This window comes from Novacetimonas cocois (assembly GCF_003311635.1).
GTDB classification, from domain to species: Bacteria; Pseudomonadota; Alphaproteobacteria; order Acetobacterales; family Acetobacteraceae; genus Novacetimonas; species Novacetimonas cocois.
The window spans coordinates 106,707-119,470 of the sequence record NZ_QEXL01000013.1 but is presented as its reverse complement, the minus strand read 5'-3'; the positions used below and the strand labels follow the sequence as shown (position 1 = coordinate 119,470).

Genomic DNA, 12,764 nt, shown 5'->3' with positions numbered 1-12,764 from the left:
GTCAGGCTCATAACCTGAAGGCCGCAGGTTCAAATCCTGCCCCCGCAACCAAATCTTATACGTCTGAGAAGACAAACAAAAAAGCCACCCAATAGGGTGGCTTTTTGTGTGTCCAGAATTCCCATGTAGGAAACAGATGAAAAGATACCAAGGCGCATTTTTGTCGAGGGGTGTTTTAAAGAATGTTTCAGTCTTAACGGGGCAGAAGAATTACATTGGCTCCTACAAGGGAAGCCGAAAATAGTGCGCCCGATCTCTGGCGGGAATAAGTTACGTTATTGCTACGTATGATATTTCTCGCACATCGTATTTCGCTTATGGAAACTTTGGTTAAAAACAAACTTAAAAATAAATCATTCTGTTAATGATATCTTAGAAAATTAGACAGGATGGGCTGCGACCAATCGGAAACCACACATAGCCGGACATCGGATGTATCTCCCGCATCTGCATCGGCTGATAATTGATCGGCCTTGGCAGGCCTGATGTCGCAAGTTCCACTGTAAAATTGATAATATCTTTATCGAATACTTGCGTGTTTCGTAAAATTCGGGTGTGTGTAGTTTAATACGCTTGAGATTAAACCAAAATTTCAGGACGAAATTGTTGATCTTGTCTATTGTTTCGATATTGGAACGTGTATATTGAGGGCGTTTACGTTCATAACCTTATCATGACGAATGTCTAACATCACAATTCTTTGATTTGTCTTAACGCAACCTTATCTGCGATCGGGAGAGGCCAACGTTTGTTGTAACAACTATTTATTTAATCGCGTAAGCGCGCGCTTTGCTGCATTGGCCGAAAAGCAACATATATCTTCATATTGTTAGTTATTTATCAGTAATATGAATATGATGTCGTTTGGCGTTATGGGAATTTATGCCCAAAAAATGGGCATTGTGTTCCTGCGCGTGTTCGTCCATGGAATATCGCCATGATAAAAGTGTTTAAAACGATAGCGGACTCCAACATGCCCCTTCTGATTTCTGCCCTGATCGTCTGTATTGCGGGTTCATGGATCACTGTCCGCATCATGGCGCGTATCGCTGCGACAGCAGGACGGCAAAACCAGTCATGGTATCTGCAATGTGCGGTAGCAGGTGCGACCACCATATGGTGTACCCACTTTCTCGCATTGCTGGCTTACATGCCCGATATGGCCGGGTTCCTGAACATTCCGCTCACGCTGCTTTCGTTTCTCATCGCGGTCGGGGGGGTACTGGCGGCAACCGTTATCGCCACCACCAGTAAAAGTCGAATGGGACCGGCGCTGGGTGGGGCAGTGCTGGGGCTGGCTATTGCCGGCATGCATTATTCCGGCATGTATGCGGTGGAATTCGAAGAACACATGTCATGGAGCATCCCGACAATCGCGCTGTCGCTTCTGTTGGGTATGGGGTTTGGTACCCTGTCGCTGCAATGTCTTCTGCGCAGTGCAAACCGGCATCGCGAGCTTCTGGCAACGGTCCTGTTTGTCGCTGCCATTGCTGGCCTGCATTTTGTCGGCGTTTCGGCCATGCACATGACCGGGGTGCCTCCCGAACTTGCTTCGGGTGGCAATGCGCCGGTCGTGCTTGGGGTTGCGCTGGCCCTTATGACCCTGCTGCTTGTCGCGACAGGCGGTAACAGCTTTTCCATTGATGACGCGACCCGTGCGGAGTCCTATGAGCGTCTGCGGCAGATGGCCTTGCATGATGCCCTGACGTCGCTGCCTAACCGCATCAGCTTCAACGAGCATCTGGACCAGGTGATCGAGGAGGCCAAAAAGGACGGAACGCAGTTTGCGCTGATTGGCATCGACCTTAATAAGTTTAAGGAAATCAATGATGTCCGCGGGCATGCCGCAGGGGATGCCGTTCTGGTCACCATTGCCAACCGGTTTACCGAGATGCTGGGAAAAGGGGAATTCGTGGCCCGTCTGGGTGGCGACGAATTCGCGGCCGTTCACCTGACCAGTGATCCCGAAGAGCTGAATGCTTTTGTCGCCCGGATCGAGGAAGCCATCAACCTGCCCATCCCGATTGATGATTACGAAGTGACAACCGGCGGAAGCGTAGGGCTGGCCCTGTTCCCGAAAGATGCGACCGACAAGGAAACGCTGGTGACGCGCGCGGACCTTGCGATGTATCGCGCCAAGGCGGACCCGGTGCGGACTGTTGCCTATTACGAGCCATCCATGGATGAAACGGTGCGTGAGGCGCGCGCGCTTGCGGCGGATCTCAAGGCTGCGATGGAAAAAGGCGAACTGTCGCTGCATTATCAGGTACAGACGGCCATAGCGACGGGCGAGATCTTTGGCTATGAAGCGCTGCTGCGCTGGCATCATCCGAAACGTGGGGAGGTGCCCCCCGCCCAGTTCATTCCCGTGGCCGAAGAAAACGGACTGATCATTCCCCTGGGCGAGTGGGTGCTGCGGACAGCCTGCGCACAGGCCGCCCATTGGGATCATTCCTATAAACTGGCGGTAAACCTGTCGCCGGTGCAGTTCTTCCACCCTGACCTGTTCCGACTGGTTAAGGAGACGCTGGAAGATACAGGCCTGCCGCCCGAGCGTCTGGAACTGGAGCTGACAGAAACCTCGATCATTGATGACAAGCAACGCGCGTTGGAAATCGTACGCCGGATCAAGGAACTGGGCGTTTCCATTGCGCTGGATGATTTCGGGACGGGATATTCATCCATCGATACGCTGCGGTCTTTCCCGTTTGACCGGATCAAGCTGGACGGCAGTTTCATGCAGGGCGTCGAAACCAATTCAGACGCGGCGGCCATTGTCCGTTCGGTCCTTGCCCTTGGCCGCACCATGAACATTTCCGTACTGGCGGAAGGAATTGAAACACAACGACAGCTTGAAGTCCTCAAGGGCGAGGGCTGCGTGGCGGGACAAGGCTTTCTGCTGGGGCGTCCCGCCAGTCCCGAAACACTGGGATTGCAGCCGGCCAAATCTCAAACTCCCGCTTTTCCACCTGACACGGACCAACCCACCGTAACTGCCCAATTGTGAAGTGGCCCATCATCATGAATGAACTTCTTCCTTCCCCGCCGTCCAAGAAGCCGACCCTGTCAGGCGAAGCGGCACTGCGTCTGCTGCGTGACACGACCGAGGCCGTCGTCGTGATCAACGAAAAAAACGATATCGTCCTTTTTAACAAAGGGGCGGAAAGGCTGTGGGGATATACGCAGGACGAAGTCCTTGGCCAGAACGTCAGGATGCTTGTTCCCGAAGAAATCCGGCACAAGCATGATGATTACATTAATCGCAACCGTGAAACGGGCATCAACACCATTGTCGGGGCGCCACGGGAAATCATATTCCAGAACAAGGACGGCGATTACATCACCGGCGAACTGACCCTGTCGTCATGCAAGATGGGCGACGATGGGAAGAAGTACTATCTGGCGTCCATCAAGGATGTGATGGAGGAAAACTATCGCAAGAAACTGCTGGACCTCCAGAACACGGTCTTTCAGTCCCTTTCGACCGAGATGCAGATCCAGGACATGTGCGATCTTGTCTGTCGCGAGGTTGAAACTTTCGTCCCCAATACTGTCGCCATTCTGGTGCTGATCAATAAAGAGCATCGCCTTCATGTCCTGTCGGGGCCCGGCATGCCCCGCCGTTATGCCGCAGCGCTGGAACATGTGACGCTTTCCGATGCGGACCTCATGGCCCTGTCCAATGATCTGGACGAGGCCGCCACGGTCGTGTGGGACAGTTACAAATCCCTTGGGGTTTCGCTTGGTCTCCATAACTGCTGGGCATCCGCCATCAAGGCCGGCAATGGGAAGATATCGGGGATCTTTGCCCTGTTTTCACGCAACATGAACAAAATCAGCGACTGGCCACAGAAAATCGTGGCTGGCTGCGTTCCGTTCTGCAGCGTGCTGATCGAACAGTATGAAGCCCGCCATCACATCTCCCAGCTTGCCAACCATGATCCCCTGACGGGTTTCCTCAACCGCACGGCCATCCATAAAATCCTGAAATCCCTGGTCGGCAAGCCGGGCGATAACCATTTTGCCGTGCTTCTGCTCAACCTGGATCGTTTCCGCGATATCAATGATGCGCTGGGCCATGCCAACGGGGATGACTTCCTCAAGGGAGTGGCCGCACGGATCAAGAGCCTGTGCCGCAGCCATTATATCCTGAGCCGGGTCGGCGGGGACGAGTTCGTCATCATCCTGCCCGATACACGGGTGACCAATGCAATGGCATTTGCCGAAACGCTGATTGGCGGGATGGAGGCCCCTATTGAAATCGGGGGCAATTTCCTTGCGGCATCGGTCAGCGTGGGGATCAGCATGTTCCCTGAAAACGGGCCGGACGGTGAATCCCTGATCGGTCATGCCGAAGCCGCGATGCGTCTTGCCAAAAAGGAAGCATGCGGGACATTCCGTGTCGCAACGCCGGATGATCACGCTGCGGCGCAGGATCGTCTTGTCCTTGGGTCCGCCCTGCGTGAATCCCTGGCCAAGGGATTGCTGAACCTTCATTACCAGCCGCAGGTCGAGGCTAAAACGGGCGCTCTGTACGGTGTGGAGGCCCTGTCGCGGTGGCATCATCCACATCTGGGTAACATTTTCCCCTCACGCTTCATCGCGGTGGCGGAAGATACCGGACAGATCGAGGCCATTGGCGCGTGGTGTCTGGAAGAAGCCTGCCGCCAGATTGTCAAATGGGACCGCGATGGCATCGTCGTTCCGGCCGTGTCCGTCAATCTGTCAGCCGGGCATTTCCGCAAGCGTCAGCTGCCGGAAATGATTTCCAACCTTCTGACGCAGTTCGGTATCGCGCCGACGCGGCTGACGGTGGAAATAACCGAAAGCGTCATGATGGACGAAATCAAGGACACGATGGATGTCCTGCATGCCATCCGTGCCCTGAATGTCGGTCTTTCCATGGACGATTTCGGAACGGGGTATTCATCCCTGTCGCGCCTGACGCGCCTGCCGCTTACGGAAATCAAGATCGATCGCAGCTTCATCATGAATCTGGAACATGATGCGAATGCGCAGGCCGTAACCACAGCCGTAATCGGGATCGGCAATCGTCTGGGCATGACGGTCATTACCGAAGGGGTTGAAACCGAGGCACAGTACGAACTTCTGGAAAGCCTGCACTGTGATGTCATGCAGGGCTACCTGTTTGCCAAGCCGATGGCGCCCAAGGATCTTGAAACATGGTTCAGGCAGCCGCGTAAAATCATGCCCGCAATGCAGAAAGCCCAGGCCCAGAAACAGGCGCCATCAGGTCAGCCGAAATCAAAATAACCATCCCGCCTGAACGGAACATGCCAGCTTTCACGAACGCCGCCTTTTCAAAAAGGCGGCGTTTTCAGTATTTTTGAAAAACTCCGTGCTGATTGCGGATTTTCTTCAACCATGAGGCCGAAAGACAACTTTGGTGCAATTGTCTTTCTTGTCCCTGAATTTCTCATAAAGGGCCGGGCCGTCCTCAAGGTTTGCGGAACGATGGCTGATGACGAAAGAGGGATCGATTTCCCCATTCCTGATCCGTTCCAGCAGTGGTTTGAGGTATTTCTGCACATTGGTCTGACCTGTGCGCAGGGTCAGGCCCTTGTTCATCAGTATTCCGACCATGACAGGACCCAGCGCCCCGGCATAGACGCCCGGCATCGAAAGAATACCACCCGGACGACAGCCCAGTATGGCCTGATTGAGCGCGAATGGTCGTTCCAGGGTTGTGGCGGACAGCAGGGCCGACCCCACTTTCTGCATCATGGTATCGGCGCCATGTGCTTCCATCCCGACGGCCTCGATGACCGCATCCGGCCCGAACCCTTCCGTCATGTCGATAAGGGTCTCCTGAATGTTCTGCTGACTGAAATCAATGGTTTCGGCCCCGCCCGCGCGCGCCATCGCCAGTCTTTCGGGCACTTCATCTATGGCGATGACACGTTTCGCCCCCAGCAGGAAACATGACCGGATCGCCATCTGTCCGACCGGCCCGCAACCCCAGACAGCGATGGTCTTTTCGGATTCCGGGGTGATGTCGCAGTTTTCAGCCGCCTGATAGCCTGTGGGGAAAATATCCGAAAGGAACAGAACCTGTTCGTCATCCAGTCCTTCCGGCACCACGATCGGTCCGACATCAGCATACGGGACGCGCAGATATTCCGCCTGACCGCCGGCAAAGCCACCCGTGATATGGGAATAACCGAACAGGCCGGACAATGGATATCCGAAGGTTTCGGCCTGTTCCCGCCCGTTGGGGTTCGTTCGTTCACAGCAGCTCCAGTTACCCCACCTGCATTGTCGGCATGCGCCACAGGAGATGGTGAAGGGAACGACTATGCGCTCGCCCACCGACAGGCGTGTAATGTCCTTTCCGACCTCGACCACTTCTCCCATCGTTTCATGGCCAAGAATGTCGCCACATCGCATGGTCGGCATCATGCCGTCCATTAGGTGCAGGTCGGAGCCACATATGGCGCATGCGCTCACCTTGATGATCACGTCGCCTCCGTCGAGAATGACGGGATCAGGCACGCTTTCACATGTGATCTTGCCCTTTTTCTGCCAGGTCAGTGCTTTCATGGGAGGATGTCCTGCTCAGCGGTGATATGAGACAGACGCACGCCGCTGCGCATAGTTTTCCTGCCGTCCGTTCCAAAGAATGGTCCGGGCGATTTTGCACATGCCCCCATACGGGATGACGGCAATGTTGCCGCGCCAATCCGAATGTTTCGCAGGAATCGTTATCAGCAGGAAGGGAAATCACGGTTACCTGTCAGAAAGGAACCGTTTCAGAAGTTTCGCGGTAAATGTCCGGAAATCATGCAAAAGTTTTTGGTGAAGCTTTTTTCAAAAAGCTTAAAAGAATGCTGTCCTTTTTTGAAAAAAGGCAGCACCTGAAAACTTCCGTTATTTCATAAACGCAGTATTCCCGGACAATTCCCTATTTCTGTGTCTGTTTCAGGGTGCGTCCAAAGAAATGGTCCATCCACAGATAGGCATGCAGCCAATCGGATGTGCGCAAAAAGGCATGACGTTCCCCGGGGAAAACGTGATCCTCATAAGGAACGCCTTGCGCCGTCAGCATGCGGGCAAGCAGCGTTGACTGTTCGAACTCGACATTGTGGTCATCATCGCCATGCACCAGAAGGACGGGCGCGCGCCAGTGCTGGATGTCCGCGATGGGGGAGGAACGCCATTCCGTTTCATGGACCTCACGGTTCTGCTGTGGCGACAGGCCGGGATGATCGGGGCCGGTCATGTCATGGACACCATGAAAATCCGCGCCCGCCGCGAAAATGTCGCTGTTACGCGCCAGCGCCAGTCCCGTCAGGTATCCGCCCCAGCTTCCGCCCCAGATCCCGATCCGCTCTGGCGTTACGTCGTCACGATGCTGCAGGTACGTGGCGGCGGCCTGAACATCGCGATATTCGCTGGCACCCGTCTCACCCGTGTCAGGCGCGTTGCGGAAGGCTTCGCCATAACCGGAGCCGCTGCGGTAATTGACCGCCAGCACGACATATCCTTCGGCCGCCAGTGTCTGATTCATCAGATAGGCATTGGAATAATATCCCATCGCGTTGAATGCCGGCAGCATCTGGCGCCGTGGGCCGCCATGGACGAAGACCAGCGCCGGATGACGTCGTGACGTATCATCAGGCGGCACGAACAACTGCCCATGCAGGTCCAGCCCGTCGGCGCTGTGGAATCGCACGTTCTGTGGCGTGACGAACGACACGCCGGGGGGCAGGGCGGGTGTGACCGGCACCTGTCGCGTTCCGTGATCGAACATCACGGGATGCGCCGTCTGCGTCACGCCGGTCGCCATGACGGCAACATCGCTGCCTGCCGTGAACAGTTCGGTGACTTCCTCATCCTCCTGCGTCAGGGGCGTGGCCGCGCCACCTGCCAGAGGCCGGGACCATGCCCGCCACAGGTCCTGATTTCCGACATTGGCCGTATAAAGAAGGTTCTTTCCATCACTGGAGAGATGATAGGAAGAAACCTCGGCCCCGTCCGGGGTCAGGCATTTTGGTGTCGCCTGTCCCGTAACCGGCAGGGCGCACACGCGCATCCAGCCACTGCCCTCCCACGGGTACAGCAGCTGGTTATCCGCCGTCCAGTACAGCATGCTCCCTTCCGGTGCGGCAAAGCGCGATCCCGTTCCCTGTGGCGGGGTCCATATCATGCGCTCGGTCCCCGTCCGGATGTCATGGACATGTATCGACCAGAAACGACCCTTGTCCGGGGCGGTATTGAATACCGGCTCCTGCCTGCGCACGAACGCCACGGATTGCCCGTCGGGCGAGAAAACCGGCAGCACATCGCTGGCGAGGCCCGACGGGATGAAGCTGATGTCCGGCGCCCTGCCATCGATATCCCACAGGGCGATGACCCCATGGGAACCACGGTCCACCTCGACGGCGATGCGGCGGCCATCGGGCGACCAGCGCAGTCCGGTGATGACCCCCGGCGTCGTAAAGGCGGCAACGGGGGTCGTTCCGGTGCGCCCAACCATCAGCGTGCCGCCATGGCTGAAGGCTAGATGGCTGCCATCGGGCGAAAAGACGGGGGAATGTCCTTCACCCATCATAAGATTGCGCCCCGAAGGCAGGATGAGGTGGACGGTCTGTTTTCCAGCAAACACGGCCCGCCCGGCATTGGGGGGCGCATCGTTGGGAAATTCCGGATCTCCCCCCTCGACATAGGCGAGGGTACGGCCATCGGGCGTCAGCGCCAGTCCCCACAAATCGGTGCCGTCATCGCGCGTGTAATCCGTCATGCGCCGCGGGGCCTGCCCCCTGTCGGAAAGCATGATGTTGCGCGCCCCGTCACGCCGTTCCACCCACGCGATGCGCGGGGCCTGTGCTGCCGCCGTCATCTCGGACGCAAAGGGCATCGCGAGCAGCGCGGAGAGGCGTTTTTCCAGTGCGGCATCCCCTGTCTGTGCCGTATCCGCCGGCACCGTATTTCCCTGCGTCGCGCTCTGCGGCGCGGCAAAGGCTGGGACCGTCAGCAGGGTGCCCCCCAAGATACCGATGCCAGCCCGGCGCAGGAGCCCGTATGGGAAGAAAGAAGGGACCATTATCGTGCGGCTCCGGCCAGTGTCGTGAAAATCTGTTCTTCAACCCGCGTGAAGGAGGAGTAGGCGCCGGGCGTCGCGCTGTCGTCATCAGGATATCCGTCCGCCGCGAACACGAACGCATCTCCATTCGCCGTATCGTACCAGAAACCCGAATGCAGCCCGTAGGCATCCCCCAGATGCCCGCGCAGGTGGCCATGATACCCGCGATAGGGCGCGGTCGGACGTCCATCGGGATCCTTGCCGCCCGTCAGCTGGATCATCCCCAGCCCGTAACTGGCGATGGGATAGGGGCAGCTTCCGTCATGCCCGTCATACTGCCATGTCGGCGTTTCCATCAGGTGGATGCTGCGTGCGGACAGCAGCCGCGTCCCCTCCAGCGTTCCGCCCTGCTGCATGAAACGTGCCAGCCGGGCAAGGCCTGCGATGGAAACCCGCAATCCCCCCTGTGGCGAAAATATCGTGCCGTTGGACCCGACCGTGTAACGGGAAACCAGCTGGGCCGGCCATCCCCGGGGGGGCAGGGTATCAACCTGCGCGGCATAACCGGTGGAAGAGTCCGTATAAAGGGTCGCCAGCCGTTCGGGATGGCGCAGTTCCGTAACGTTGTAGCCCCCATCAATGCCAAGCGGCGTCAGCACATGTGCCTGCTGGTAACGGTCAAAGCGTTCGCCGCTGACGCGTTCGATGATGGTGCCGATCAGCCCGAAGCCGAGATTGCTATATTCGAACCATGTTCCCGGCCTGTGCCCCGCGCCGTGCGCGAAGTGATATCCCGCGTCTCCCGGCTTGCGGTCGGGGCCGAACAGCTCCGCGACCTTGTGGTCGGGCGGCAGCGTGTATCCGTTCGCATCCGCCAGCGTGGAGGTATGATTCAGCAGCATCCTTACGGTGATGGGCGCATCGGGGAAATCCGGATTGCGCACCCGGAAGCCAAGATAGTCCGAGATATCCCCGTCAAGGGAGATGCGTCCCTGCTCGACCAGTTCCATCAGGCCGATGGTCGTGACGAGCTTGGAGATCGAGGCAATGCGGAACAGCGTATCAGGCCCCGCCGGCACGTCGCCCACTTCGCCATGCTCCGTCCTGCGTGCGAAGCCACCATAATAGCTGTAGGCAATCCGTCCTTCATGCATGCGCACGGCGGCGATCGCGGCCAGGGGGTGGCTTTCGCCATGTGTCAGGATGGCGTCCATGGCCGCATCCGTCGGGCCGTGGCCGCGCGCCTGCGCCGCCACGGCCGGGGCGCAGGCCATCACGCAGGCCATGGCCGTGAAAAGGACAGGCATCCTCATGATTTTTCTCCCGGCTGCAATGTCACGCGCCCGACGGCCGCCGCCCTGACACGGTGGGCGGAAAAGGGCAGGGGCTGCATCTGTCCCTTCAGCCATACGGGCATGAAATCCGCGTAATGGGGGGAACGCGGATTGCCGCACTGTCCGGGGAAATTGAGGAAGACCGAATTGTCCCATGCCCCCACGTCGCACACCATCAGGTAGCTTGCGCCGCCCGTGGCGATATAGGGGGCGTGATGTTTCGCAAGGGGATTGTACCACCGCGCCATGACGGTATAGGAATCTCCGCCCGTGCCGGTTGTCGCGCCACCGATCTGCGGAAACTGCGTGGAGATATCAGGGATGTGCGCCAGGGGATGATGCAGCGTGATCGTATGTAGCGCGCCCCATCGCCATGCCGCGCGAACGGGGCCGAGCCGCTGCTGCAGTTCGGCCACCGCCTGGCGCAGCGCATCGATCATCATGGTGTCGCGCACAGCCACCGGCGCCGTCCCGAAACGCGCGTCGGGCGCGCGCAGTAGGGACAGCTGCACCGCGGCATCGATAGGGCCGGGCAGGATGTCGCGCAGGTGCGCCGGGATCAGGAGGGCGTAAAGCGCGCGTTCAAGGCGCGTCCACCAGACCTCGTAAAGGGCGGCGGCCGGGCTGTCGGCTTCGACGCGGCCATTCCAGCCACGCAGCATGGCGGCCTCTTTCGCAAGGTCGGCGGGCACGTCGGGCAGCAGTCCCACCATGTCGAGCGCAAGCCGGGAAAACGTGTCATGCTGCAGCGCCACGCAGTCTGCCACGGTGGCGCGTGGCAGACCCTGCAGGACCTCGGCCACGCGGTTGTAGCGAAAGGCGTCGCGCCATTCGAAACTGACGCGGCGTTCCTGCGCCGGATAACCGGGGGGCAGGTTCATTTCGTTGGAAGTGCCGAACCAGCCCCGGGCGGGATTGAAGGTGGATGGCAGCATTTCGAGCGGCTGGAGCCCTTTCCAGTCGTAACGGCCATCGCCGGGCGCCGGCAGCAGCCCGTCATGCCCGTCCGCGCGCGACGGCAGCCCGCCGGCCGCCTGCCACCCGATATTGCCGGTGGTGTCGGCATAGGTGAAATTGGTGGGGCTGGTATGGACACGCAGCGCCTCGCGGAACGTGTCCCAGTCATGGGCAAGGTTCAGGCCGATATTGACCAGCAGCCCGTTCGCGCCCGGATACAGCCATGTCGCGCTGACCGCCGTGGCGCGATGGCGGGCGGGATCGGTGGAAACCACCGGCCCCTGTGCGGCATAGCGCAGGATGACATCGCGGTCGGCCTCCCCCCGCACGGCGATGCGGGTATGGACTGTCTCCATGCCTTTCCATGCGCCGTCATGGAAATAACGGTCGGGATGGGCGGGATGGGTGCGCAGGATGAACAGGTCTTCCTGATCGATGTGGAAATTGGTCCGGCCAAAGGCGATATGTCCGTTATGGCCCTGCATCACGCCGGGCATGCCCGCCGTGCCGCCGCCGATGACATTAAGCCCCGGCGCGCTGAGGTGAATGACGTATCGCGGTCCCGGTATGCCAAAGCCAAGATGCGGGTCATTGGCAAGGATGGGACGACGGGTGGCCGTGCGCGACGGGGCGATGACCCATGCGTTGCTGCCGGAATTCATCCGCCTGTGCCGCGTGTCGTCAGGCAGCCTCGCCTTGCCCAGTGATGGCGGGTTCTGAAGGACGCCAAACAGCCCCAGATCCTTTTCCGAGACGGCATGCACATCCAGACCGTTCGGTACGGACAGGTCATGCGCGGGCTGCAGCGGCATGACGAGGCCATCAAGCGCCAGCCCCCCCTGTGCCGCAAGCCGGGCGCGGCGGATTTCCGCCTCCGTATTGCCTGTTGCTTCGGCCCGGATGCGGATCAGGTCCAGCACGTCCCAATCCAGCGGCATATAATCGAAAATCCGGAATTCCGGTGGCAGAAGGTCGGGATCGGCCCGCAGCCGGGCCAGATATGCGTTGATGCCCGCCACGTACGCGCGCGCGCAGTCCTGCACCTGCGGGGAAAAACGCGCCAGTTCGGCCGCGGCATCCCCGCGGAACAGGAACAGGCGGCTGGCGGTGTCGGAATCCACGAAATCCGCCCCGAAGACTTCGGCAAGGCGGCCGAGCGACTGGCGATGGCCGAAATCCAGTTCCCACAGGCGGTCGCGCGCCACAAGGAAACCATTGGCGAAAAACGCATCGGGAATGCTGGCGGCCCGGACATGCGGTACGCCCCAGCGGTCCTCCAGGATCTCGACCGGGGCGCCAAGCCCCGCAAGGCCATCGACCACCGTGCGGCTGCGTTTCGCGCGCGCGATGGCGGGCGTGGTGGCAAGGCCGATCAGGCTGGCCGCGCCCCCCAGCAGCAGATGGCGGCGGCCACATCGGATATCCTGCAT

6 protein-coding genes are annotated in these 12,764 nt (G+C 59.1%); 2 read left to right on the top strand and 4 right to left on the bottom strand.

Annotated features, from left to right (window positions below):
* Nucleotides 1-1,036: 1,036 nt before the first annotated feature.
* Nucleotides 1,037-3,007, top strand: a complete 1,971-nt coding sequence (locus NJLHNGOC_RS10950; RefSeq protein WP_239021482.1) for a putative bifunctional diguanylate cyclase/phosphodiesterase — start codon at nt 1,037-1,039, stop codon at nt 3,005-3,007.
* A gap of 14 nt (nt 3,008-3,021) precedes the next feature.
* Complete coding sequence (locus NJLHNGOC_RS10945; protein WP_113596397.1) at nt 3,022-5,274, top strand: EAL domain-containing protein; 2,253 nt, start codon at nt 3,022-3,024, stop codon at nt 5,272-5,274.
* A 105-nt stretch (nt 5,275-5,379) separates the two neighbouring features.
* Here NJLHNGOC_RS10945 and NJLHNGOC_RS10940 read toward each other — a convergent pair whose 3' ends face one another.
* From NJLHNGOC_RS10940 to NJLHNGOC_RS10925, 4 genes are all read right to left on the bottom strand, one after another.
* Complete coding sequence (locus NJLHNGOC_RS10940) at nt 5,380-6,561, bottom strand: zinc-dependent alcohol dehydrogenase (RefSeq protein WP_113596371.1); 1,182 nt, start codon at nt 6,559-6,561, stop codon at nt 5,380-5,382.
* A 361-nt stretch (nt 6,562-6,922) separates the two neighbouring features.
* On the bottom strand, nt 6,923-9,064 hold the full coding sequence (locus tag NJLHNGOC_RS10935; protein ID WP_113596370.1) for an alpha/beta fold hydrolase: 2,142 nt from the start codon (nt 9,062-9,064) through the stop codon (nt 6,923-6,925).
* A complete protein-coding gene (locus NJLHNGOC_RS10930; protein ID WP_239021481.1) occupies nt 9,064-10,356 on the bottom strand; it encodes a serine hydrolase domain-containing protein in 1,293 nt (430 codons plus the stop codon). Before NJLHNGOC_RS10930 ends, NJLHNGOC_RS10935 begins: the two co-directional genes overlap by 1 nt.
* On the bottom strand, nt 10,353-12,764 hold the full coding sequence (locus tag NJLHNGOC_RS10925) for a penicillin acylase family protein (RefSeq protein ID WP_113596369.1): 2,412 nt from the start codon (nt 12,762-12,764) through the stop codon (nt 10,353-10,355). The genes NJLHNGOC_RS10930 and NJLHNGOC_RS10925 overlap by 4 nt, the downstream gene beginning before the upstream one ends.

Coding starts and splice junctions, on each gene's coding strand:
- NJLHNGOC_RS10950 (WP_239021482.1), top strand. CDS start 1,037: ATGGCGCGTATCGCTGCGACAGCAGGACGGCAAAACCAGTCATGGTAT.
- NJLHNGOC_RS10925 (WP_113596369.1), bottom strand. CDS start 12,764: ATGCAGGATATCCGATGTGGCCGCCGCCATCTGCTGCTGGGGGGCGCG.
- NJLHNGOC_RS10935 (WP_113596370.1), bottom strand. CDS start 9,064: ATGGTCCCTTCTTTCTTCCCATACGGGCTCCTGCGCCGGGCTGGCATC.
- NJLHNGOC_RS10940 (WP_113596371.1), bottom strand. CDS start 6,561: ATGAAAGCACTGACCTGGCAGAAAAAGGGCAAGATCACATGTGAAAGC.
- NJLHNGOC_RS10945 (WP_113596397.1), top strand. CDS start 3,022: ATGAATGAACTTCTTCCTTCCCCGCCGTCCAAGAAGCCGACCCTGTCA.
- NJLHNGOC_RS10930 (WP_239021481.1), bottom strand. CDS start 10,356: ATGAGGATGCCTGTCCTTTTCACGGCCATGGCCTGCGTGATGGCCTGC.